We start from the raw sequence: 23,050 nt of genomic DNA on the forward strand, positions 1-23,050 counted from the left end.
GGGTGAATGAGGCCGTATTTCCTTAAATACGGATGAAGATTCCTGTTGATGATATTCCAGGAGTCGGTTTCGATTGACTTGTGATCCTGATGCGCAACATATTGCCCCAAAAATTTCCGCGCGAAAAGTTGCTTGTTCTTCTTCAGATAGTTCAGTTTGAACTGACTCGGCTTTGACGAAAAAGTGGAACTTGTCCAGTGCTCGATTTGAGAATGCGGAAGATAAGCACAAGTGTATCCTGCGTCTCGCAGACGAAAACCGAAATCTGCATCCTCATGATAGAAGCCATAGTCGTTGTCGAGAAATCCCACCTTGTCTATCGTTGACATTCGCACGCCCGCGAAGGTCAATTCACAGAAATCCGCTTCGAGCCGATGCGGATTACCGCAAGGTGGTGTGAAATCATGGGCGAAAGTCAGTTCTTCAAGATTCCAGAAAACGCGATAGGCCAGTTTTCTGAGGGAGGCCGCTTCGTCGACAATGATTTGCGCCGGCGCCACGATTCCGAGATCGGGATCTTCCAACAGTTCGGCGAGAAGTTCGCGCATCACGTCGGTGGTGAAGGTTATGTCGTTATTTGCCACAAAGACGAACTCACAGCCACGCTCCCTGGCTATTTCGACACCGATGTTGCAGGCCTCGGTGTAGGTGTGTGCTCGCCCCAGCTGCCGGAGGGTGACGCCAGCTCTGCGACACACGTCTTCAGTATTGTCCGTGCTCCCCTGATCAATCACCACGACCAGTTCACTCGGAATTCGAAGCGTGGGCAACATCCGTTCGAGGAGTTTTGCTCCGTTGATCGACGGAATGGCGAGGAGGGATTTCCTCAGTGCGGTCTCAATTAACATGATTGTCTTGAATTGGAGTTGTCAAGAATGTCTGATGAATACGATTAGATGACGCGAAACGGTGCGGAAAGCCTCGACGCCAGTCGTGAAAAACTCAAGATGGAAGCTTTTTACCCTATTTTCCGGCGACCCCGGCACGTCAGCAGCATTGCAAGCTTTCCGGTGAAGGCACCCAAATCGGAAGAGGCTGGCTCGGTTGATGACACCACTGGCAAAGATCAAGGCATTTGTCGGCCCGATCGCAATTGCTCATGACACGAGTCTTGTCGACTGGAGGCAGCGAAGATCGCGCAGAAACTCGAAACGCTCGCGCATTCGCCCAGTCAGGGGGTGGCCGCCCACAAGCTGCCTTCGCCACACGCCTCACGCCTCACATTGCCCTTCAACAGACGCCCCAAGATCAGCCATGGTGATGCAGAAAATCTTGATAGGCATTCGTCAGCCCGACCTCGAGCGGCGTGCTGGCCTTCCAACCGAGCGCACCCAGACGGCCAACATCCAACAGCTTGCGCGGCGTGCCGTCCGGCTTGCTGGGATCCAGCTTGAGCTCACCCGTGTAGGCCACGGTCTTTTTCACGAGCTCCGCGACCTCGCCGATGGTCGCGTCTTCGCCCACGCCGATATTGATCAAAGGCCTGACATCAGGACGCGTAAGCGCGGCAAAGCGGTCCTCGGGAAGGCTGAGCAGAAATAGGATGGCATCGCCCAGATCCGAGGAGTACATGAATTCCCGCCTCGGCTTGCCCGATCCCCAGACCACCACTTCGGGCGCGCCCTTGATCTTGGCCTCGTGGAAGCGCCGGATCAGCGCCGGCAATACGTGCGAATGCTCCGGGTGATAGTTGTCGCCAGGCCCGTACATGTTCGTCGGCATTGCGGCGAGGTACCGCGTGCCGTACTGGCGATTGAAGGCCCAGCACGATTCAACGCCCGCGATCTTGGCCAGTGCATATGGACGGTTGGTGCCCTCCAGCGGTCCGGTCAGCAGATAGTCTTCGTTGATGGGTTGCGGGCAGTCGCGCGGATAGATGCACGAGGAGCCGAGAAAGATCATTCGATCAACGCCAACCTCGTGCGCCGCGTCGAACACGTTGATCTGGATGCGCAGATTGTTGTGCAGGAAATCGACAGGAAAGTTCGAATTCGCAAGGATGCCGCCGACCTTTGCGGCGCTCATGACCACGTAGTCCGGTCGTTGCTCTTGGAAGAACTCCCGTGTGGCCTGGCGATCCTCCAGATCGAGTTCGGCATGCGTGCGCGTGAGCACTTCGTACTCGGGTCGTGTGCTTAGGGCCTCCAAGGTGGCCGTGCCGACCAAGCCCCGGTGACCGGCTACATATACCCTCTTTCTTTCCATCATCTACCTCGTAAAGTTCGCTGCAAGCACAAGAGTGGAGCGTAGCGCATCGCAAGGACTATCGACCGGGCAGTTGCCGAGCCCGGCAAGCCATTGAGGGCCCGTGACCAGCGGTGCACTGAGAACGCATGACACCGCGAGAACGCGCGCATGGTCCCTAGGGACGGCAAGAACGACTGCCATATGACTACCGGCTGCGGCGACGCGCCGTCAGGCCGCGCGATCGCGCCCATGGCCAGGTGCCTTCCCGGATGACCACAAGTGAAATGAAAGTATATGTAAGGATCAGCGGGCGACCACCTCCGCACTCGCCCGTGGCCACCGCCCTGTCGGGTGTCTTCGTCATGCGGACTCGATGCCACCGTCGACAGGCAGCGCCCGCGCAGGACCGTGTTGGCACGGAATCTTTAGGGAGGGGCGCTCCAGCCCTGGCCGGCCAGCAACGCGAACACCACGCATCCTGGAAAGTCGACCCCGGTCTTAGGGCAAAATTCGCTGATTAAGCGCCGCCGAGAGGCGAGCCCCGTCTCATTTTTGGAAGGTCCTCATGAAGAAGCGTGCAGTAGTCACAGGTATCACTGGTCAGGATGGCGCATATCTCGCCGAACTCTTGCTGAGCAAGGGCTACATTGTCTTCGGCACCTATCGTCGTACCAGCTCCGTCAACTTTTGGCGCATCGAGGAACTTGGTATTCAGGAACATCCGGATCTGCACCTCGTCGAGTACGACCTCACCGACCTTGGCAGTTCCCTGACACTCATCAAGGACGCGGCGCCTGACGAGGTCTACAACCTGGCCGCACAGAGCTTCGTGGGCGTGAGCTTCAATCAGCCCGATGCCACGGCCCAGATCACGGGCATGGGTGCATTGCATCTCCTGGAAGCGATTCGCCTGACCAACCCCAAGATCCGTTTCTACCAGGCATCCACCTCGGAGATGTTCGGCAAGGTGCAGGCCATTCCGCAGGTCGAAGACACGCCCTTCTATCCCCGCAGCCCGTACGGCGTGGCCAAGCTGTTCGCCCACTGGATGACGATCAACTACCGCGAGAGCTACGGCATCTTTGGCTGCAGCGGCATTCTGTTCAATCATGAAAGCCCGCTACGTGGCCGCGAGTTCGTGACGCGCAAGATCACCGATAGCGTCGCCAAGATCAAGCTGGGCAAGGCCGACGTGCTCGAGCTCGGCAATCTTGGCGCCAAGCGCGACTGGGGCTATGCCAAGGAGTACGTCGAGGGCATGTGGATGATGCTGCAGGCCAAGGAGCCGGACAGCTTCGTGCTGGCGACCAACCGGACCGAGACGGTGCGCGAGTTCGTGGATATGGCGTTCAAGGCGGCCGGCTACGAGTTGCGCTTCGAAGGCGAGGAGCAGAACGAGATCGGCATCGACGTGAAGAGCGGCAAGACGCTGGTGCGCGTCAATCCGAAATACTATCGGCCGGCCGAAGTGGACCTGCTGATCGGCAACCCGGCCCGCGCCAAGGAAAGGCTCGGCTGGGAACCCAAGACCACGCTCGAGCAGCTGTGCGGCATGATGGTCGAGGCGGACCTGCGCCGGAACGCGGAGGGCCACTCCTTTTAGCGGTCCTTCTCGCGAACGCGGCGCTTACGCCACCCCGATCGGGTGCGCCTGGTCGCGACCGAGGCTCCGGCTCGCTGCGAGGCTGTCAAGCGCGCTGGCGGGACTTGGCTATTGCCGCCTCGTGAGATGCCAAGTTCGCATCGAAGTACAAACCCGGCATGGCCGGAACAGGGAGCCCTCGACGACGCAGCCTGAACTCGAGGCCGTCCGGATTGAGATACTGCACGATCACGGGGACCAGCGCCGGCAGGGTCGACGGTCTCATTGGACGCGGCGACTGCGGCATTGATCTCTTTGCGAATACGTGTCCACGTTGGAGCGACATTTGGATAGGGGCGGACGCCCAGGTCCAGGCTCAGATCGATCACAAGCTGCTTGAGCTTGCGGTTCGCCCCGTCGAGTTCGCGCAGCCGTCGCAGCTCGGCGGCCCCACCCCCGAGAACATGTTTTCACAACATGCTCCTGCCCCTCATCGGACCTTGATCATGCCGGCTGTAACCGATCGCTCCCGCTTACTGAGGCGGGGACCGCGCTTCGCCTCATGAGGGGCACCGCGTCCGGTCGATGCCATCCTCGCGGGCGGCGAGCGCCAGCCGCTCTCCGGGCGCCAATTCACGGCGCCGGCTATTGCCCGCACGCTGCACATGGCGGGCATGCGCGGCGACCAGGGTCTCCGCAACGATGTCTGCGCAGCGCTCCCAGCTGAAGAGCCCGGCCCGGTCCAGCCCAGCCTCGGCCAACTCCTGCCGCAACGCAGGAGATGCCGCAATCTGATGCATGGCATTGGCGACGCCCTGCACGTCGCCGGCATCGAACAATAGCCCCGCCTGCCCCACCACCTCGGGCAGCGAGGAGTTGTCGGCGCAAATGACGGGGGTGCCGCAAGCCATTGCTTCCAAGGGCGGGAGGCCGAACCCCTCGTAACGCGACAGATACACGAAGCACAGCGCATCACTGTAGAGCGCCGAGAGATCGGCATCTTCGACGAAGCCGGTCAGCACGATGCGGTGGCGCCAGCGCTTGGCAACTGCAAACGCCCCGTGCAATTGTTCGAGCTTCCAGCCGGACATGCCCGACAGCACGAGATGCAGGTCGCTCTCCGGGTTCTGCTCCAGATGCGAAACCAAGGCATGGACGACTTGGTCCAGGTTCTTGCGGATCTCCAGTGTCGCCACGCTCAGTACGTAGGGTACGCCCAGGGGTATGCCGTACTTGGTGCGCACGGCCGCGCGCGCGCCGGGATCGTCGCAGGGGCGGAAGCGCGAGCCGGCGGCCAGCGGAATCACCGTCACCTGCCGCGGGCTGAGGTCCGGCCGGTAGGCCAGCAGATCCTTCTTGGTGAACTCCGAGATCGCGAACACCACGGTGTGTTCGTCCAGGCTGTCCATGATGCGCCGCACCTCGGCTGCGCCCTCCGTCGAAAAATACTCGGGATGCCTGATGCCAATCAGGTCGTAGACGATATGGGCGCGAAGCACACGATCGTCCAGCACCCACTCGGGGGGCGCCACGCCGAAAGGCGACAGCAGGATGTCGGCATCGTCCGATGGGCGCTGCGAAGGTGCAGAATGCGCCGGGGCATTCAGCCGCTTTCTCAAGCCGGGGGCCTTCGCCGAGTCGTGCGGGCGAAAGTACAGGCGGCTGTCGAGGCGGTCGCAGCGCACCAGCAACGGAAACAGTTCGTCGCAGACCCGGTAAACGCCGGTCTTGATGCCTTGCGCCAGGACGTACGTGTCCAGAGCGAGGACTGGATGTCGATCACGCACGGTCCGCCCCCGCCTGACCCGGTGTCTCCGACACCTGAATGAAGAGCCAGAGCACCTCTTCCGGCGACAACCGGCCCTCGGAGCAGCCGAACTGCACGAACCAACGGTACAGCCCCTCTTGGCCACCCGGGCTGAGCCCGTGCGGATGAAGCGTGCGCACGTCCGGGCGACCGAGATAGAACTGACGCGCCCGGCCACCGAAGTCTTCTTGCAGCACGACTACGACCAGCGAACGCGCAGACTCCGAGAGGCCAAAGCGTTCACCTCCTTCTTCCCGCACCCAAGCGATGAATCCATCCGCATCCGGCTGCGAGAGCGCGCGCGGAAAACGCGCTCGGACTTCAGGTTGCGAACGCAGCAGGCACATGCACCAGCGCGCGGCAACTGGTCGGTCGGTGACGTCGCCCGGTAGCGCTTCGATCGGTGGCACGGGCGGCCGGCCGGGCGTTTGGTCCGGGTACAGATTCAACGTTGGGGGCTCATCCACGACCGCTCCCGCCTGCGTCACCGTCTGTTGGCGCTCGCGAATGAAGCGTAGCCGCGCCGGAATGCGCCAAGGCGTTGCGGCCCACCAGGACGCCTTGACCCATCTGCGAACTTGACGATGGGCCAGCAACGCCCGCCCCGGCCCCGTGATCCTCCACCACCGGGATTGGACAACGGTGTCGCGCTGCCGCTCGGCCACGTCGCGCTGCTGCTCGGCCATCTCGCGCTGCTGTTCGGCGACGTTGGCGCGGTGCTCGACCTGCGCCAACAACTGATCGCGCTGGTCAATCTCGTGCCGCAGCGCCGTCCCCTCGGCGTCCAATCGATCCTGGAGCGCCATTTCCCTTTCGCGTGCCTGAACCAGGCCCGCTTCCGCGCATTCGATTCGCCGGTGGGATTCCTGCAAGCTTCGTTCGAGCGCACCAACCTGCTGCTGCAGATCGGAAGCGCGCTCATGGATGATGCCCAGCTCCAGCACCCGTTGCGAATGCTCCCGTTGCATGCGCTCCAAGGGCGCCGTGATGAAGCCGTCAAATACGTTGGGCGGGTATTTGAAGACGGCGGCGAGTTCGACGCGCTCCTCGGCAACGTAGAAGCGATTGAGGCCGTCGGCATAGACATACTTGTAGCCGGCGTTCGCCAGAATCGGCTCCCATGCTTCGTGGTTTTCGATCTGCGAGTTCGGGAGCGTGGCCTCCACCAGGACGATCCAGGGACGATGGCGCTGCCAATCGTTGCCCGCGAGAACAGATCGCTCGAAGCCTTCAACGTCGACCTTGAGGAAGTGCACTGGCTGCCCATCCGGCACATGCCTCTGCCACACCTGTGCCAACGTCAGCATTTCCACTTCATGCTTTCGGATGGCGTAGCCGGCGGCGGCGTGCCGGTCAGCGATCTCCGCGTCCGCGGTCGACAAGCCTGATTCATCGACGAGGTTCATCGTCAGAATGCCTGACCGCTCCCCGAGTGCGACATCCAGATTGACGTCGTTCGGCCGCAACTGGACGAGTTGCTCAAAGTACACCGGATGAGGCTCGATGTTGATCCCGCGCCAACCCAGCAGGCTGAACGCCTTGGTGACCGAATCCGATTCGGCAGACTGCGCACCCACGTCGATGTAGAAGCCCCGCTCCACGTCTCGCAGGGCACGCCACAGCATGACGTCCTCATAATTCTGGGCGTACGAAACGAATTGCGGAGCGCTGAGGGATGACGGTCCTTGGGCGAGCATAGAGATTTGCTGCGTCGGTCTAACGAACGTTTGAGGGTGGCGCCAAGACGGCTTCCGTTATCATAGTCCGGCGTGTCGAACGCTCCCGCCGGGCGCGCTCAGCGGTCTGTAAGCTCCCCGCACCGGATGGGCGCGGAACTAGGCTGCTGCACTGCTTCCCTCGACCGTCGCGCACCGCCACCGCAGTGCGCGAACCGCCCCATTTGCGAGCCAGCATGTTGCGCAGGGAATGCGGGGGAGTGGTTGTTTTCGAATCGCCACGGCTGGTTCGGGGCCTCCCGTTCGGTTGTAGCTCGCGCGCAATCGTGCGTCCCCAAGTTTAGACAAGGTGCTAAGTTGATTGAACAGATACGCAGGTCGGCGCTGGTCCGGCACATGCCTGAATGGCTGCTGCGGCTGCTAGGCCGCTGCTATCACGCCGCCTTCCTGCCGCCGATCGGGACACCCCCATCCGCGCCGACGCCCAGCCCCGCCCATGTCGAGAACGTGGGCGAGGTCAATGCTGTGGTGACGCCCAGCCCCGCTCGGGTCGAGAACGTGGGCGAGATCGACGCGGTGGTGATGCGCATCTACCATCTGGCCCTTGAACGCACGCCCAGCGCCGAAGAACGGCAGCTGTGGATCAACGAGGTCCTCAGCCATAGGATGAGCGTTGCCGGAGTGGTCGAGGCCATCGCGGGCTCACCGGAGGCTGACCTCGTGCGCCAGCGCGCGAACGTCGTGCCCGAGGTGGCCAACGGCCGATTCATCCAGTTCGCCTACGAGTACCTGCTGGAGCGCAGCCCGATGTTGTCCGAGGTCGTCCAATGGGACCACCGGTTTGGCCGACAGAAATTCGGGCGCAGCCAGTTGGTGCTGCAGCTCTTCGCCCAGCGCGCCACCGAAGCGCTGACATATGGGGCGCAAAAGCCCGTACATGATCCAAATCATGCGCCCTGGATGGGCACCGACCGGTTCATTGACATCATGGAATGGCAAGCGAAGGCCGACCAGATCGGGACCAACTACCAGCCCGTCGAGCCCAAACGCTACGCGAGCCTGAGGATTCCGCGCAAGCCGGAAATCCTCGTTTCCGCTATCGCAAGTCTCTACCGCGGGGGCGACTACATCGAACAGTTTCTCGAGAACATCACCTCGCAGACGATCTTCGCAACCCACTGCGAACTCATCATCATCGATGCGGACTCACCGGAGAACGAGGCCGCCGCGATCGCCCGCTACATGGAGCGGTTCCCAAATATCGTCTACCACCGCGCTCCCACGCGAATCGGGATCTACGAAGCGTGGAATCTCGGCGTGCAGATGTCCCGGGGTCGATACCTCACCAATACCAATCTGGACGATCTGAGAAGGTCGGATTCGTTCGAGCGGCAGGTGGAGATCCTCGAGAAGTTTCCTTTCGTGGATGTCGTGTACCAGGACTTCTACTACTCGTTCGACGGCAAGGCACCGTTCGCAAAGAGCGCGGCCGTCGGATTCAAGAGCCAGGTACCGGTCGTCACGCCCTACAACCTCATGCAGTCGAATTCCCCGCACAACGCACCCATGTGGCGACGTGCTCTGCACGACGAGGTCGGCCTGTTCGATGCCAGCTTCCGGTCCGCGGGCGACTACGACTTCTGGCTGCGCTGCGTGCAGGCCGGAAAGACCTTCTTCAAGGTTAATGACCCCCACGTCATCTATTTCGTCAATCCCGAAGGCCTGTCGACGCAACCCAACACGCGCGGCATCGACGAGGCGAATCGCAGCACCAGGCAGCACGGCCACAAGCTCCTGTCGCCCTGGCTGCTGTCGTCGGATGAGGCGTTCGTGCAGGAACTGAAGCGCCAGACGGGTGTTGAAGTGGACCTCGACGAAGGCGAGCAGGCTGCGCCGGAGTGGCGCTACAACGCGGCCCAACGCGCGCTGCGCCTCCATTCCGCCGCTTCGCGCGGCCAATCGCGCGCTTGAGGAAATTCACGATGGCTCTGGTAATTGACGGCGTCTTCTTCCAACTCGCACAGTCGGGGATCGCTCGCATCTGGCGTGCGACGCTTCCGCTGCTTGCGAAGAAACTCGACATGCCAATCGTGTTTCTCGATCGCGGCGGATTCGACGAAGAGATTCCAGGGATCGAGGTCGTCCCGTTCCCGACCTACAAGTCGAAGTACACACCCCACGACTCGGCGCTCCTGGAGCGCGTCTGCCGCCACTACGACGCGAAGGTCTTCATCTCGACCTACTACACGAGCCCCTTGCAGACGCCGTCCCTGCTTCTCGTGTACGACATGATTCCAGAGCGTCTCGGCTTCGACCTGAAGGCCAGGGACTGGCGCGAGAAGGAAATGGCGATCTCGCATGCGCGCAGGCACATCTGCATTTCGCGCAGCACGCGCCGAGACCTCCTGGAGTTCTACCCGGAGTTGAATCCGGACACCACGACGGTCGCCTATTGCGGCGTGGACCCGACGGTGTTCAAGCCGGCCGACGAGAAGGCAGTTTCCGAATTCAGGCAGAGGATGGGCCTCACCCGGCCCTACTACATGTTCGTCGGTTCGCGGGTCCAGGCCAACAACTACAAGAATGCCAGCCTCTTCTTCGACGCCGTGAAGACGATGCGCGAAGTCGATTTCGACGTGCTCTGCGTCGGCGGCGAAAAGACCGTCCCCACGTCGACCGTCGACAGCACGGGGCACAAGATCATCCAGATCGACCTCGATGACAAGGGTCTCGCGATCGCCTACGGCGGAGCGGCAGCCCTGGTCTACCCGTCCCTCTATGAGGGCTTCGGCCTTCCCGTGGCCGAGGCGATGAACTGCGGCTGTCCGGTGATCTCCACCGCGCGCGGGTCACTGGCCGAAGTGGCCGAAGGCGCCGCCCTGACGATCGAAGGCACGTCGATTCCCGAGATGGTCGAGTCACTGCGCACCGTGCGAGACCCGTCGGTTCGCGCGCGGCTCGTCGAGCAGGGCATTCGCCGGGCCGAGACGTTTCGATGGGAGCCCTTCGCGGACGAAATGGCGAAGTGCATTCGAGCCCTCGCCGCCGAAGCCGATGCAGGAACGCATCGGCACTTCTATCAGCAATGGGCCCAGCTCAGGCAGTTGCAGGGCGAGGTCGACGTACTGATTTGAGACTCTCGAACGGTACCGATCTACCCCGTGCGCTTGAGATAGCCGTTGGGCGCCACGCTGACCAGAAGCTTGTGGTCGATCGCGTCATCGATCACGAAGTTGGAATTCGTCGCCAGAAACTCGTGTACTGCGGTCTTCGGATTGTCTCCCGGCCCCCACGGGCGATCGGGGAACAGTTCGGCCGGCAGGTCTTCGACGACGGTGTCGAAGACCACGCAGTAGCTGCCGATGGTCACCAACGGAGCGTATGCCTGGAGTTCGCCCAGCACGTGAGCGTGCGTGTGGTTGCTGTCGAGGCATACCAGCACGCTGCGCTTACCAAGCGCTTCCTGATGCACCCTGTCGACGACCTCGGAGGCCACGCTGGACCCTTCGATCATCGAGATGCGCTTATACATCGGATGCGYTTCGATCGCCGCCCGATTGTGCGCGCGAATGTCGATGTCGATGCCCAGCACTTTCGCATCGGCCGCTCCTCCGCAGGCAGCATTCAGTTCCAGCATCGCAGCTGAGAAAATCAGCGAGCCACCGTGCGCTATTCCGGTTTCGATGATCAGGTCCGGCTGCACGCGCCAGATGATCTCCTGCATCGCAACGATGTCCTGTGGGTACTGGATGATCGGCCGCCCCAGCCACGAGAAGTTGTACGAATACTGCGCCCGAATGGATGAATCCACCAGCGCCTGCGCGTCCGCCTTCAACTTGGCGTTAGTGTCATTGGCGGCGATGCGTGCCGCAGTTTCAGCTTCAAAGCTCATTCTGATCTACCTTCACGAGACGAAATCTGCCGCGGGACTGCGCCACGATTTCATCGAAATAGTTGGAATTCATGATGAACACCAGCGAGCCGGCGGGCAGCATGTTCAGCGCATTTTCCGGTGAAACGATTTTCAGCGCAGTGCCGGCCATGTACCTGTCCTGCTTCACGGGATTGATGTCGATGGCGAGATCGAAGTCAACTCCCGCCATCCGAAGATGATGGGAAAAGATCACCCCCTTGGAAGACGAGCCCCAGATCGCCTTCAGGCCCGGCGTGCTTCGCGCAAGCGCCTTGCATCGATCGACGCCGGACAGAAAATCCGGGGGCAGTACGACGCGATCGGCCCGAACGTCAGCCGGATCGCGCAGCGAGGCAAGGTCGGCCACCACATAGAGGTACTGTCCCCCGAAGACGTGGCCTTGTTCATGAATGCGCCCGAACATCCGTTGAAAATCGACCGCCCGGAAGTAATTGACGTGCTCATAGAAGATGTCGAACCAAGCACGCCGCGCGCAGATCCATTCAAAGCACGGGACCTCGATGTAGACACTTCCCCGACCGCCATTGGCATGCGCAATGGCCTTAAGGAACTGCACCGGATTCTGGATGTGCTCGAGCACATGTCTGATCACGAGGCCGTTGGCCGAAAGGCCCAATGCGGCAGAAAACGGCGCCTTGACAACGTGCGGACTGTCGCCTTCGTAGGCTGGATCGATGCCGGTCGCCTCGTAACCAGCGCGTCGCAGTCGATCGAGGAAGTAGCCTTTGCCGCAACCCACCTCGATCAAGGAGAACCCGGGGAAACGGCGCCGGATGATGGACAGCACCTCATCCAGGTGCTGCCGGAAGACGGAGGAGCCGGCCTGCTCGTTCTGATAGTCGGCGTCGTAGCTTACCCGGCCAGCATCGAAGGCCGCGTTGAAGACCAGGCCGGTGGCATCGTCTTGGACGAGGACCATGTCGCCCTTTGGCGAGGCCATTGCCGACGACGGGCTCGGGTAAACCTTGTTCTGCAAGACCGGCAGGCTGTCGACGCGCAGAAGCTCACTCTGCATCATGCAAGCTCCAGAAGCCGGGCGAGCTTGGCGCTGGAGCCCCAAAAAGCCATCGGCTCGTAAGCTGGGTACGGATAGCGTCCCAACGCGAGCTTCATCGGCCAGCGATGTGTTTCAAGCCAGCCTTCAACCAAGGTCCGCACGGACGTTGGTCGGCCCGAGCAGACATTCACGATGCCGGCACCCGGCGCATCGCAGGCCAAGGCCACGAGACGTTGCGCAACGTCGGCAACATGGAGGAAGTCGCGCAGTTGCTCCCCACCGGACATCGGGAACTCGACCGCGCCGGCGGCGCCGGCCGCCATGAACTGGCTGTACAGCGAGCCCGGAGCCTGGCCATCACCGTACATGTAGAACAGACGCGCCCAACTCAACTTGAAGCCGACTTCGACGGCAAGGAACTCCAGTTCGCGGCGCAGTGCGTCCTTGGCGAAGCCGTAGGGATTGCGGGGATCGGGTGGAAGCGACTCATGCAGTTCGCCCGACTGCATGCCGTATTCGAAGCAGGTACCGGCGCACAGCAGGGACGGCAATCCGGAGCTCACGAGCTGCCGAAGGAACCTGTACTGCTCGGTGAGCTGCGTCTCGTAATGATGGCGCGACCTGTAGTTCGGCAACCCGCTCCAGGCCAGATGGATGAGCACGTCGGGCCTTCCCAGCGTGGCGAAGGCGTCCGGCGGCGGTGTGGTCAGATCAAATGCGACATGCCGCATGCCCGATGGCAACCAAGCGCCTGCAACATCACGAGACGCAGCGATCACCTCGACATCCTTGCGCTGCGCGACCGCTTGCAGGACATGACGCCCCACGAAGCCGCTGGCACCGGTGATGGCGATCTTCATCGGATTTCGATCTCCGGCACCGCGCACACGAACTGCCCACCCCAGCTCCGAATGTAGGCAAGCTGATTGCTGACTTCGGCCTTCAAGTTCCACGGCAGGATCACGACGTAGTCGGGGCGCTCGCGCTTCAGATGCGCTTCGTCAACGATCGGGATCCGGCTGCCTGGCATGTACTGCCCCTGCTTGGCGGGATTGCGATCGACCACCCATGGCAACAGACTTGGCCGCACGCCCGCATAGTTCAGCAGCGTGTTGCCCTTGGCTGCCGCACCGTAGGCACCCACGCGCTTGCCGGCACGCCGTGCCTCGATCAGAAAGCCCAAAAGGCCGTCGCGAATGTCATCCGCACGCTTCTGAAAGCCGGCATAGTAGTCGGCCGAGTTCACCCCGGCATTCGCTTCAGCCTTCAGCAGACGAGGCACCGCATCTTCGACGGGCCGCTTGCCCGTGTCGCGCCGCTGCGCGTAGACCCGCAGGCTTCCGCCGTGCGTGTCGACCTCCTCGACGTCGAAGACACTGAGGCCGTTGGCCTCAAAAATCCGATCAACCGCGGTCAACGACAAATACGAAAAATGCTCGTGATAGATGGTGTCGAAGAGGCACTTGGCAACAAGTTGCATCAAGTGCGGGAACTCGAACGTGGCCACGCCATTCGGCTTGAGCAGCTTGGCAAAGCCAGCCACAAAGTCGTTGATCGCTGGCACATGCGCGAGCACGTTGTTGGCCACGATCAAGTCTGCCGCTTTTCCCTGCATGACAAGTTTCTCGGCCAGCGATGCGCCGAAAAATTCCTCCACGATATCGAGACCTTTGGCGCGCGCCGCGCTTGCCGTGCTGAACGTTGGCTCGATGCCGGTACACGGGATTCCAGCCTGCTTCACGTACTGCAGCAAGTATCCATCGTTGGCGGCCACCTCCACGACGTGTGACGTCCCGGAAAGCGCAAAGCGCTGCGTCGTAGCTTCGACAAATCTCTTGCTATGTTGGAGCCAACTCGCCGAAAAAGAACTGAAATAGGCGTAGTCGTCGGAGAAAAGCTCGGTGTAGTGCGCGCAGTCCTCGGTCTGCACAAGCCAGCATCGGGTGCAGGTGAGCACGCGCAGCGGATACCACGCCTCGGGCGCAAGAAGTTGCTCCGCACTCAGGTAGGCGTTCGAAGGCGGAGAAGAGCCCAAGTCCATGAACTGTAGACTCAGCCCTGCATTGCAATGGCGACATTTCATCTAAATTCCGCCGAAATCAGGTGTGAGATATGGATGCATGGCATCACGGTCAGAGAGGTCGGCAAACGGGAGAGGCCAAGCGATGGCGAGCACCGGATCCAGAGCATTCAACCCGCCCTCGGCCCCCGGGGCGTAGGGCTCGGAATGCAAGTAGATCAATTCCACGTCATCACTCAGTGCCTGGAATCCGTGTGCGAATCCCTTGGGGATCAGCAGACTACGCATGTTCTCGGCACTGAGAACCTCGGCATGCCACTGAAGGAACGTCCTGGAGTTCTTTCGCAGGTCGACCGCCACATCGAATACTTCGCCCCGGACGCAGCTGACTAGTTTGTCCTCGGCGTGCGGCTGATGCTGGAAATGAAGTCCACGCACCGACCCACGCCGGCGCGTCAGGGTGTGGTTGATCTGCGAGACAGGCTGGCGAAACCCGGCCGTGGCAAGTTCGTCGGCACAGAAGAGGCGGCTGAAGAAACCGCGCGCGTCCTCGTGTCTCTGACGTTGTATGCACACGAGGCCACCCAGCGCCGTCGCAGCCACCGTAAACCTGGACATCGGCGACACCACGCTCAAGCCGCTCTCGTCAGTCGAAGAAGTCGAAGCCTCTTCATGGCTCTGAACAATGGATGGCCTCCGAGCACTTCCAGCTCGGTTTCAGCCTCTATCCGTTTGCGATCATTCTGCTCTGCGAGGGTCCTGGCGCGCTCCTCCCGATCCTTGGCACCGGACAGCGCCGCCTCCAACTCGGCCTTCTCGGCCTGCAAGCGAACGTTGTCCTGTTCCATGCGATCAATGGCTTCCGTCGCTTCTTTGATCCAACCCAGTACCGAAGCAACCAGATCGGTGGTGCTGTCGGCGGAAATCGGTTGACTCGTAGTTGCAGTGCTGCCGATCTGCGGCAACCGCAGGACAGTTCGATCGACCGTGGCCGCCAACGGTTTTTCATCCTGCAAGCCCTGAATCAAGGAGAAAGCCGTTTCCCAGTCGCCCAGCCTGAGCCCGGCCAGACATGCAGCTGCAGTCCGATGCCTCGAGGGCACGTCTGCCCTTGCGGGAGCGGTCCAGCAGGGCCGGTACCGTTGCTTCATGATTTCCCGCAGAGGGAAATACTCATCGCGAGAGAAGATGTTCCGTCGCTCGATTTCGCGATCCAAGCGCTTGAACAATTGCGCCCAGGAGCGAATGTGCGACATGTCGTATCCTCCGCTCGCCTGAGCGTTGTGGAGGGAGTACACCGCCCCCGGTCGATTGCACAGGTAGACCGGATAGTGGCAAAAGATCTGCACTTGGAAGTCCACATCGCTCGGGAGGCCGACATGCATGTAGGGCATCCCGAGACATTCCAGCGTTCGGGTGCGCCAGAGAACGGAACTCCAGGCATAGTGGCCGAAGCGCAACCAGTCTTCCAGATGCTCGCGCGGGCGAAGCACGCCGAACCGGATCTGATCCAGCGCAGCTGGATAGGTCGCAGCCAACATGCCTTGAGCGTCGCGCGCCTCGGTTACGAACACCGCAGCGCCGAGTTCGGCCTCCCGCTCCAGCACTTGATGGGCGTCGTGCAGGAAATCCGGCAGCAACCAGTCATCGTCGGCCAGCGGTACGAAATACTCGGTCGAGATGCTAGCAAGTGCCTGCGAATAGTTTCCTATGGCACCGATGTTTTCGGGCCTGCGCGTGTACGAAACGCGAGGATCCTGCGCGGCCAATGCTGTCGCGTAGCTTTCCGTCTCGTCTGTCGAGGCGTTGTCGAATATATGGAGGGCAATCGGAACTCGCCTCTCCTGAAGCACGCTCTCGACCGCCTTCTGCAGTTGCGATCTCCGGTTGAAGGTTGGAATGACAACCGTGATGGTGTGGTCGGTGTGGCGAGTCATGCGGGTATCGGTCCGAGCTAGGAGGCGAAGCGATCAAGCGTTCGGCAGGCCGTCCCTGCCGATTCCGTGCGGTCACGGCGCACCTGCGCCCATCAGAATTGTCTCACGCACCGACCGGTCACGAACTCCGCGAACCTCCAGCGGTCCCCTTTCGCCGCCGCCACCTTCGAGCGTCGACTTCATTTCTCCGTGAACGCTCAAGCCTCAACAGGACAGGACATGCCATCGACGTCAAAGTCCGAATCGAGAGTTGGCCGAAGCAGCTACTTCCGCCGCAGCACCAGTACGTGCCCGAGGCAGGGCCCGCCATCGATCTTCGCGATGATTTCGAAAGCACCAGTCGCTGCGACTTCCTCGTTGATCTCTCGCGGATCGACGTGCTGGCCGGCAATGACAGCGGAAGCGTGCAGTCATCGGAGAACAGGATGATCATGGCGGCACGATCTACGGCCGTCCGGTGATCGGAGATAGGCAGGGAGCGCGAACAGGCACTTGCGTTGCTTGCTCATGGCCACTGGCCATGTCGTGGCGTCCTTGGGGGTGGTGATGGTCCCGCCCGACCTCGAAGTCGACGAGCGCCGCGCGATTGCCTCGCGACGGGACTGCCCGCAGGACTTCGACAAGCCGGCGGAGTGGAAGGTCTGCGAGAGGCCCCTGCATTTCTTCCTCGGCGTGCCGAAGCGCATCCAGTGCCGCCGGTGCACGAACCGGGACGACCTTATGACCAAGCTCCTCGGCCTGCTCGACCTCATACCGACGTGGTTCCTCGTCGCGGCTATCGCTGCGCTGAGTGTGTTCCTTGGCGCCGAGGCGAGCCGATTGGCGCACGCGCGCGAGCTCGTCGCGGAAGCCCGGGCCCAGGTGGCAGGTCGAAGCCGACCTACTTCCGCCGCAGCACCAGGACGTGCCCGAGGTAGGGGCCGCCATCGATCTTCGCGATGGTCTCAAAAGCGCCAGTCGCTGCGACAGCCTCGTTGATCTCCTTGCGGATCGACGTGCTGGCCGGCCAGGGCAACGGGAGCGTGCTGTCATCGGAGAACAGGACGACCATGCCGGCGCGATCGATGGCCGCGCGGTGGGCGGAGATGTTTGCGTTGAAGAAGAGATTCTCCATCGCTGGCGCGGGCAGGCCGCGCCGGCGTAGCTCGAACTCGATGTTGTCAGGGTTGAGGTATTGGGCGATCACAGGAACGTATAGGCGGCGCTGCCCGAGATCTGGGATGGCGGCCAGGGCGTCAGCGGTCTGGTCGTAGATCCTCGTGAAGTGCTGGGCCTGAGTAGCCGGCACCGAACCGCCGAATAGGCGCAGCGATACCGGTCTCCACGTCAGTACGGCGAAGGCCAGCAGCATCAGCGCGGCCGCGGTGCTGGTGCGCGCGGGCAACTTCCCAACCAGCAGGACGGCCAGGATCGCGGTGATGCACAGCACGAAGGACGGGACCACCAGACCGAGGAACGGGCTTTTCATGCTGGGCACTGTCACGCTCGCGTAGGCCACGAAGGAGAGGGCGGCCACACAGACGGAGATGCGCCAGCGCCGGATCCACATCGGGGCTCCGATCGCCAGCAGCGCAACGGCGAGTGCCAGAAATGGCGTACCGATTGCCACCTTGCCACCGGGGCCGGTGAGGTAGTAGATGGCGGGGTCAGGCGTGGCCGAGTTCTTGGCCCAGATGCCGGCCTGCGAGCCGAAGGCGTTGACCGTGATGTAGTCGTACAGGCGCTGGAATACTGCAGCGTAGTAGGGCAGCACGACAAGCACACCAATGCCGCCGGAGACTAAGGCCATGCGGGCGATGCGCCAGGCGTCGGTCCTCGAGCTGGATTGCAGGATGATGACTGACACCACCGCAACGCCGTAGATCGCGACCGCCACCGGGGCAAGCGTCGGCTTCGCGAGCAGCGCGCCGACGAAGAGGGCTGTGGCGATGATGACGGTCTTGCGGTCGCCCTCGCGCCAGCGAGGATCTGCGGCGATCGTCAGGGCTCCGGCCGCGGTGAGAAGGGCGCAAAGCGCGTCAGGTCGGAATTCAAGCATGAGCAACCCGAACATTGGGAACGCGAGCAGAGCAGCCGCCAGGATGGATGCCGTCGACGGCGGCAGCGCGCGGCAGGCGAAGCCCAGGAACACCCGCACGACCAGAGCCAGCGGCAGCGCATTCATCGCGTCAGCGGCCCAGCGCTGCGGGCCGAACAGCCCAAACCCGATCAGCGCCAGCAGAGTCTGCAGCGGTGCATGTGGCGGGTTGGCCCAGAAGCCATGCAGGAACGCGCGGCCGCCGTCGCGATACAGGACGTCGAGGCGCGCGAGCGCGTCATTGAAGTAACCGACGTCGTCGTAGGTGACTGGCAGCGAGAGGGCGCCGCTGTGAAACGACGACTGGATCTGGAAAGCGGCGAAGAGGATCGAGAGAGTGGCGGCGACGATCCACGCGGCTCGCCCGTTCGGTGCGCTCACTTGACGGCGCAGGGTGCGTCGAAATCGCACGGCCGCATGGGCGCCGCGATGGCGGAATACGCGAGGAATGCGAGGAACGGCAGAGAAAGTACCCTGGCGACGTTGGCGAGCATATTCTTCATGATTGTCTTCATGTCCGGATGCTACTGCCTCCACGTCTGGCATCCCCGTCAGCGGAGATGGCGAGTGAGCCGTCAAGCTTCGATACCCTCCATCGCTCTAGCGTCCATCAGATGCGGCAGGGCTTCAAGTGCCCCCTGGGCGTTTGAGCAGATGTCGCACGAATTCGCCAGAGCATTTGCGCGCTTGCCTTGGCGATGCCCAAGGCTGAGATCCACTCCAAGATGGCCTGCCTGACCTTGTCCAGGCGCATGAACAGCGGCGTCGCGCGAGCTCACCGGTCGTCCCGGCCTGCTCCCGCAGGCTCCTTGTTGCCGGCTGGCCCTGATGAAATTCGCTGAGGGGGACCCCTCTTCTTCGGATCGCGCGCACGTAGAATTCGCCTCGGCCAAAACTGTGAGGGGGCTCGTCAGAAGGCCTGGCCCGCGAATCACGTCGCTGGACGCCCCCTGGAATGATGACGGCCCATCTGCGGCAAGTGGCGCGGACAGGCATTTGCAGCGCTTGCTCATGGCCGGCTCCGAGGCGCAGTCGGCACAGTAGGGTTCATCGCCCATTTTCGTCCTGAACTTCTCAATGAATCGGTCCAACCGTACTGCGCTTTGCGTCCTGCTCGGCTTCTGCCTGTTTCATGTCATCGGCGTCATGAGCTACCTGCTGCGCGTCGGGCGTTTGTCGAGCGTGCCGATCTACGACGATGTCTACTATCTCAACGATGGGCTGACTCGGCTTGAACTGCTGGATCGAGGCGGCATCTTTCGCTGCATCGCTGACTTCATTCTCGTCAATCCGCCGCACGCCCCATTTGCGGCCCTGACCGGATTTTTCGGCCTGATGCTCAGCGCGGGCGCCGATTGGGGGCCGTATCTTCTCAGTGCCGCCTGGCTGCTGTTCGTGGTGTTGCTGGGATGGCTGGCCCTTCGCGGGCTGGAGCCGTGGAAGCGGGTTGGCGTGCTGGTGAGCGTGCTTGCGGCGCCGATGTTCGGCAGCGTGCTGGCGGACTTTCGACCCGATCCCGTCTGGGGCTTGATGGTCGGGTTCACCGCGCTCCTGTTGGTGAGTGCCGACATCGTTCAGATGAGGCCCTCCCGGCTGTTCGCGCTGGGGCTGCTGGTAGGCGCTTCGCTCATCGCCAAGCCCACGGCGGCGCCTGCTGCCGCGCTGGTGCTGGCAGCGGGATTGACCGTGCGCCTCGGCCTTACGGTGTTGGTTCGATCGCCCCGCCCGACCCGGGTGGCGATACGGGCAGTGGCTCTGCTGGCCCTGGGTGCGGCTTGCGTGCTGTTGCCCTACATTCTCACGGGCGGTCAAGCCATCCTGGCCTACATCCGCGATGTGATGGCGCCCGGAAGCGTGTGGAGAACGCAGGCCTCCACCTGGGGCCACATCAGCTACTACCTCAACCAGGGCACCGGCACGCTGGTGTTGGGATGGGTCTGGTACGCAATTGTGCCGCTGTTCATCCTGAGCCTGGCGTGGGCGGCCATCACTAAGGATGCGGACGCGTTGTGCACCATGGCCGGGCTGGCGGCCGCGACGCTAACCGCCTACCTGATCGTGACGCTGAGTCCGGTCAAGTCGCTCATGGTCGGCAGTCTCCTCTATGGCGCGATCATTGCTTCTGCGACCTGGTGTCTGGCCTTTGTCGCGATGCGGTCGCGCGTGCGCGGACGTTTCGCATTGCTGATCGGCGCGCTGGTCTTCGCGACATGCTGGGTGCCGCGCAACGGCGGGGTCCATCGCAATGATCCTTCGATCGCGGCGATCAACGAGGCGACGTATGCGGTACTTCCGCACGTGCTCGATGCCATGCGAGCCAGGCCTGGCGGCAGGGCCCTAGTCACCGCGCCAGGGCCAGTCTATTCCGGCACGATCGAATTCATGAGCCGTCGCCAGGGCATCGAATGGAAAATCATTGGCGCGCCCTGGGAAACCTGGGAACCATTCGAGCAGAGCATTTCGTCGATGGACCTGATCATATTGGCCGAGGCCGGCATGGCGGGCCAGTCATTGGGGTACGACTTCCCCGGCGTGCGATTGCAGGGGCGGCTGCTAGACACCCTGCGCGCGCAACCCGACTTCAAGGGCCGGCCGCTCTACACCGACAAGAATCAACGCTCGGTCTGGCTGTTCGTGCGCAACGGGAAATAGCGCGGTGCGTCAGGCGGCGTTCCCTCGGGGACAGCCAGGCGCATGAGACCGCGAAGCTGCAAACGGCGCGCAGTCACGAAGGGCCGCTTCTGAGCCGACCTCAACCCTCAAAGGAAAGCCAAGCCACCCAATACTGGGCCTGACGAGCCACGGGCGACACCGCTCTTGGCGAACTTCGCGACACGCCTGCTGGATGCCTCTAACGACCCAAACGATTCCTCGCCGCGCTCGGTCCGATTTCGCGCAGCCCCGCCGACGCCGGGCTCAGGTCTCGGACGCCGCCCGGGCGCCCCCAAACACGTAGTACTTGTTGAGAACGAACGACAGCCCGAAGTACACGACGCCGGCGATGACCTGCGCCACACCCTCATGCCATCCAAAGCGGCGGATCAGCAGGACCAGGACCCCGAGGTTGGCGAGGTAAGCCAGCAGGAAGATCGCCACGAACCGGATCATCTCCGCGCGACGTGCCCCTGAACTGCGAAACGTGAAGCTTCGATTCAGCAAGTACGAGACCACCAAACCGACTGCGTAGCCAAGGACGTTGCTGAGCACGGCGCCGAGCCCCAGCATGTACATGCAGCCGAAGATTACCGCGTAGCCAAGTGCGGTGTTCAACACGCCGACCATCGCGAACTTCAGCAACTGCCTCATAGGGCCTGGCCCGCGCTGACCCAGTACTGCCCTCCGAGCGGAAGCCACCCCAGGAGCTTTTCAAGCGGCAATAGCCAAGAAAGCTTCGGGGGAACGAAAAGGCAATACGACTGCCGCTTCAATTCGAGACCCGCGCCACAAAACAGCGCGCGCAACTCGGCGGGCTTGAGCAACACCGCATCGGCATCAAACGGGCACGTGCTCACGATCCGCCTTGTTACGGGATTGAAGGGGTTGTGCTCGAAGATGTCGATCGAGCCGCCTGGCGCAAGCCGCCGCGCCAGGGTGCGCATGACAGTTGGTCGCTCGGGCAGCGAAATGTGGTGGAACACGCTCGCGACAAAGATCAAATCAAAAGCGCCTATGTCCAGACCCTCACGCTCGACCTCGAATGGTGACTTCGGATGGGCCGCCCTTGCGATATCGAGACTCGCGGCTGAAACATCGGTGCCGACGATTTCGGCATCAGGAAACGCAGCCTGCAGATAAGCGATATTGCGGCCGGTTCCGCATCCGTATTCGAGGACTCGCCCGATCGGATGTCGGACCGCATCCTTGATCAGATCTACTTTGTAGCGTGCAAAGTACTCTGAATCTTCGGCGTAGAGCTTCGTGCTTTCATGCAGCAACTCGTCATAATTCGCCGAGTAGTCGTCGAAGTCGATCTTTCCCGCCGCTGGATGGCTTTCGGCTACCTTCGATACGGTAGTAGTAGGGGGGGGCACACCTGCCCGGTGATTATTCCCAGACACGCCAGGGCGCCTTTCCATTGCTCCAAAGTGCTTCAAGCTCTCGCTTGTCACGCAAGGTGTCGCATGGCTGCCAGAAGCCCGTGTGCTGGTAGGCGGCAAGTTGGCCATCACACGCGAGGTTCATGAGCGGGGCGCGCTCCCAAGAGGTTGCATCGTCGGCAACGTAGTCGATCGCTGCAGGTTCAAGGATGAAGAACCCCCCGTTGATCCAGCCAATCTCGTCGCTGGGTTTCTCTTCGAAGCTGGACACGTGCTGATCCGCGTCGAGATTCAACACGCCAAAGCGGCCGGGTGGCTGCACCGCGAGCACGGTGGCGTGCTTGCCTTGGCGACGATGGAATTCAAGTTCCGCGCTGATGTCTACATTCGACAATCCGTCGCCGTAGGTCAGGCAGAAGGTCTCATTGTCGAGATACTTGGCGGCGCGCTTGAGACGACCACCGGTCATGGTCTCCGCGCCCGTATCCACGAGCGTGATGCGCCAGTCTTCCGCATGATTGTTGAGAATCTGGTGATCGCCCGTGCGCAGGTCGATGCGCATATCCGACATGTGCCGGTAATAGTTGAAGAAAAACTCCTTGATCACATAGCCCTTGTAGCCGAGGCAGATCACGAAATCCTTGATGCCGTGATGCGCATATATCTTCATGATATGCCACAGCAGCGGACGCCCGCCGATCTCCACCATGGGCTTCGGCTTGGTATCGGACTCCTCGGCGATGCGCGTGCCGAGCCCGCCGGCCAGAATGACTGCTTTCATGTGCTTTTTTATCAA

20 protein-coding genes are annotated in these 23,050 nt (G+C 61.9%); 5 read left to right on the plus strand and 15 right to left on the minus strand.

Annotated features, from left to right (window positions below; genetic code table 11):
* Nucleotides 1-848: glycosyltransferase family 2 protein (locus AC1D2E_RS23035; protein WP_478199550.1), on the minus strand; the 848-nt coding region annotated here is incomplete at its 3' end.
* A 48-nt stretch (nucleotides 849-896) separates the two neighbouring features.
* On the opposite strand from AC1D2E_RS23035, the gene AC1D2E_RS23040 reads away from it, so the two are divergent.
* A complete protein-coding gene (locus AC1D2E_RS23040; RefSeq protein ID WP_478199551.1) occupies nucleotides 897-1,103 on the plus strand; it encodes a hypothetical protein in 207 nt (68 codons plus the stop codon).
* Between the two features lie 145 nt (nucleotides 1,104-1,248).
* Here AC1D2E_RS23040 and AC1D2E_RS23045 read toward each other — a convergent pair whose 3' ends face one another.
* Nucleotides 1,249-2,208, minus strand: coding sequence for a GDP-L-fucose synthase family protein (locus AC1D2E_RS23045; protein ID WP_478199552.1), 960 nt, complete (start codon nucleotides 2,206-2,208; stop codon nucleotides 1,249-1,251).
* A gap of 544 nt (nucleotides 2,209-2,752) precedes the next feature.
* Here AC1D2E_RS23045 and gmd point away from each other — a divergent pair.
* Nucleotides 2,753-3,790 (plus strand): GDP-mannose 4,6-dehydratase, encoded by a 1,038-nt coding sequence (gene gmd, locus AC1D2E_RS23050; RefSeq protein ID WP_478199553.1) that lies wholly within the window; start codon nucleotides 2,753-2,755, stop codon nucleotides 3,788-3,790.
* 539 nt (nucleotides 3,791-4,329) lie between these two features.
* Here the strand turns inward: gmd and AC1D2E_RS23055 are convergent.
* Together AC1D2E_RS23055 and AC1D2E_RS23060 are read right to left on the minus strand one after the other, a co-directional pair.
* Nucleotides 4,330-5,556, minus strand: a complete 1,227-nt coding sequence (locus AC1D2E_RS23055; protein ID WP_478199554.1) for a glycosyltransferase family 4 protein — start codon at nucleotides 5,554-5,556, stop codon at nucleotides 4,330-4,332.
* Nucleotides 5,549-7,201, minus strand: coding sequence for an FkbM family methyltransferase (locus AC1D2E_RS23060; protein WP_478199555.1), 1,653 nt, complete (start codon nucleotides 7,199-7,201; stop codon nucleotides 5,549-5,551). The genes AC1D2E_RS23055 and AC1D2E_RS23060 overlap by 8 nt, the downstream gene beginning before the upstream one ends.
* Before the next feature lie 408 nt (nucleotides 7,202-7,609).
* On the opposite strand from AC1D2E_RS23060, the gene AC1D2E_RS23065 reads away from it, so the two are divergent.
* Both AC1D2E_RS23065 and AC1D2E_RS23070 read left to right on the plus strand, forming a co-directional pair.
* On the plus strand, nucleotides 7,610-9,223 hold the full coding sequence (locus AC1D2E_RS23065; protein ID WP_478199556.1) for a glycosyltransferase: 1,614 nt from the start codon (nucleotides 7,610-7,612) through the stop codon (nucleotides 9,221-9,223).
* A complete protein-coding gene (locus tag AC1D2E_RS23070; RefSeq protein WP_478199557.1) occupies nucleotides 9,220-10,386 on the plus strand; it encodes a glycosyltransferase family 4 protein in 1,167 nt (388 codons plus the stop codon). Before AC1D2E_RS23065 ends, AC1D2E_RS23070 begins: the two co-directional genes overlap by 4 nt.
* A gap of 20 nt (nucleotides 10,387-10,406) precedes the next feature.
* Here AC1D2E_RS23070 and AC1D2E_RS23075 read toward each other — a convergent pair whose 3' ends face one another.
* From AC1D2E_RS23075 to AC1D2E_RS23110, 8 genes are all read right to left on the minus strand, one after another.
* Nucleotides 10,407-11,144 (minus strand): cephalosporin hydroxylase family protein, encoded by a 738-nt coding sequence (locus AC1D2E_RS23075; RefSeq protein ID WP_478199558.1) that lies wholly within the window; start codon nucleotides 11,142-11,144, stop codon nucleotides 10,407-10,409.
* A complete protein-coding gene (locus AC1D2E_RS23080; RefSeq protein ID WP_478199559.1) occupies nucleotides 11,134-12,204 on the minus strand; it encodes a class I SAM-dependent methyltransferase in 1,071 nt (356 codons plus the stop codon). The genes AC1D2E_RS23075 and AC1D2E_RS23080 overlap by 11 nt, the downstream gene beginning before the upstream one ends.
* Nucleotides 12,201-13,043: an NAD-dependent epimerase/dehydratase family protein gene (locus tag AC1D2E_RS23085; protein ID WP_478199560.1), complete on the minus strand. Its 843-nt coding sequence runs from the start codon at nucleotides 13,041-13,043 to the stop codon at nucleotides 12,201-12,203. The genes AC1D2E_RS23080 and AC1D2E_RS23085 overlap by 4 nt, the downstream gene beginning before the upstream one ends.
* Nucleotides 13,040-14,266, minus strand: a complete 1,227-nt coding sequence (locus AC1D2E_RS23090; RefSeq protein ID WP_478199561.1) for a methyltransferase domain-containing protein — start codon at nucleotides 14,264-14,266, stop codon at nucleotides 13,040-13,042. The genes AC1D2E_RS23085 and AC1D2E_RS23090 overlap by 4 nt, the downstream gene beginning before the upstream one ends.
* Nucleotides 14,267-14,821 carry a dTDP-4-dehydrorhamnose 3,5-epimerase gene (gene rfbC / locus AC1D2E_RS23095; protein ID WP_478199582.1) on the minus strand — a complete coding sequence of 185 codons (555 nt, stop codon included), beginning with the start codon at nucleotides 14,819-14,821 and terminating at the stop codon, nucleotides 14,267-14,269.
* A gap of 14 nt (nucleotides 14,822-14,835) precedes the next feature.
* Nucleotides 14,836-16,140, minus strand: coding sequence for a glycosyltransferase family 2 protein (locus tag AC1D2E_RS23100; RefSeq protein WP_478199562.1), 1,305 nt, complete (start codon nucleotides 16,138-16,140; stop codon nucleotides 14,836-14,838).
* 880 nt (nucleotides 16,141-17,020) lie between these two features.
* Entirely contained in the window at nucleotides 17,021-18,598 is a 1,578-nt protein-coding gene (locus AC1D2E_RS23105; RefSeq protein ID WP_478199563.1) for a hypothetical protein, read from the minus strand.
* Nucleotides 18,595-18,720 carry a hypothetical protein gene (locus AC1D2E_RS23110; protein ID WP_478199564.1) on the minus strand — a complete coding sequence of 42 codons (126 nt, stop codon included), beginning with the start codon at nucleotides 18,718-18,720 and terminating at the stop codon, nucleotides 18,595-18,597. The genes AC1D2E_RS23105 and AC1D2E_RS23110 overlap by 4 nt, the downstream gene beginning before the upstream one ends.
* A gap of 574 nt (nucleotides 18,721-19,294) precedes the next feature.
* On the opposite strand from AC1D2E_RS23110, the gene AC1D2E_RS23115 reads away from it, so the two are divergent.
* Nucleotides 19,295-20,869 carry a hypothetical protein gene (locus AC1D2E_RS23115; RefSeq protein WP_478199565.1) on the plus strand — a complete coding sequence of 525 codons (1,575 nt, stop codon included), beginning with the start codon at nucleotides 19,295-19,297 and terminating at the stop codon, nucleotides 20,867-20,869.
* A 264-nt stretch (nucleotides 20,870-21,133) separates the two neighbouring features.
* On the opposite strand, the gene AC1D2E_RS23120 is transcribed toward AC1D2E_RS23115, so the two are convergent.
* Genes AC1D2E_RS23120 through rfbF form a run of 3 tightly spaced genes read right to left on the minus strand, consistent with a single transcriptional unit; the run spans nucleotide 21,134 to nucleotide 23,035 of the window.
* Nucleotides 21,134-21,523, minus strand: coding sequence for a GtrA family protein (locus tag AC1D2E_RS23120; RefSeq protein WP_478199566.1), 390 nt, complete (start codon nucleotides 21,521-21,523; stop codon nucleotides 21,134-21,136).
* Nucleotides 21,520-22,311: a class I SAM-dependent methyltransferase gene (locus AC1D2E_RS23125; protein ID WP_478199567.1), complete on the minus strand. Its 792-nt coding sequence runs from the start codon at nucleotides 22,309-22,311 to the stop codon at nucleotides 21,520-21,522. Before AC1D2E_RS23125 ends, AC1D2E_RS23120 begins: the two co-directional genes overlap by 4 nt.
* Nucleotides 22,262-23,035 carry a glucose-1-phosphate cytidylyltransferase gene (gene rfbF / locus AC1D2E_RS23130; protein WP_478199568.1) on the minus strand — a complete coding sequence of 258 codons (774 nt, stop codon included), beginning with the start codon at nucleotides 23,033-23,035 and terminating at the stop codon, nucleotides 22,262-22,264. Before rfbF ends, AC1D2E_RS23125 begins: the two co-directional genes overlap by 50 nt.
* Nucleotides 23,036-23,050: the final 15 nt, after the last annotated feature.

It is taken from the genome of Variovorax sp. P1_H2 (assembly GCF_056405295.1).

Excerpts from the sequence above, each read along its gene's own strand:
- AC1D2E_RS23040 (WP_478199551.1), top strand. The coding sequence starts at position 897 with ATGACGCGAAACGGTGCGGAAAGCCTCGACGCCAGTCGTGAAAAACTC.
- AC1D2E_RS23045 (WP_478199552.1), bottom strand. The coding sequence starts at position 2,208 with ATGATGGAAAGAAAGAGGGTATATGTAGCCGGTCACCGGGGCTTGGTC.
- gmd (WP_478199553.1), top strand. The coding sequence starts at position 2,753 with ATGAAGAAGCGTGCAGTAGTCACAGGTATCACTGGTCAGGATGGCGCA.
- AC1D2E_RS23060 (WP_478199555.1), bottom strand. The coding sequence starts at position 7,201 with ATGCTGTGGCGTGCCCTGCGAGACGTGGAGCGGGGCTTCTACATCGAC.
- AC1D2E_RS23080 (WP_478199559.1), bottom strand. The coding sequence starts at position 12,204 with ATGATGCAGAGTGAGCTTCTGCGCGTCGACAGCCTGCCGGTCTTGCAG.
- AC1D2E_RS23085 (WP_478199560.1), bottom strand. The coding sequence starts at position 13,043 with ATGAAGATCGCCATCACCGGTGCCAGCGGCTTCGTGGGGCGTCATGTC.
- AC1D2E_RS23090 (WP_478199561.1), bottom strand. The coding sequence starts at position 14,266 with ATGAAATGTCGCCATTGCAATGCAGGGCTGAGTCTACAGTTCATGGAC.
- rfbC (WP_478199582.1), bottom strand. The coding sequence starts at position 14,821 with ATGTCCAGGTTTACGGTGGCTGCGACGGCGCTGGGTGGCCTCGTGTGC.
- AC1D2E_RS23100 (WP_478199562.1), bottom strand. The coding sequence starts at position 16,140 with ATGACTCGCCACACCGACCACACCATCACGGTTGTCATTCCAACCTTC.
- AC1D2E_RS23110 (WP_478199564.1), bottom strand. The coding sequence starts at position 18,720 with ATGAAGAATATGCTCGCCAACGTCGCCAGGGTACTTTCTCTGCCGTTC.
- AC1D2E_RS23115 (WP_478199565.1), top strand. The coding sequence starts at position 19,295 with ATGAATCGGTCCAACCGTACTGCGCTTTGCGTCCTGCTCGGCTTCTGC.
- AC1D2E_RS23120 (WP_478199566.1), bottom strand. The coding sequence starts at position 21,523 with ATGAGGCAGTTGCTGAAGTTCGCGATGGTCGGCGTGTTGAACACCGCA.
- rfbF (WP_478199568.1), bottom strand. The coding sequence starts at position 23,035 with ATGAAAGCAGTCATTCTGGCCGGCGGGCTCGGCACGCGCATCGCCGAG.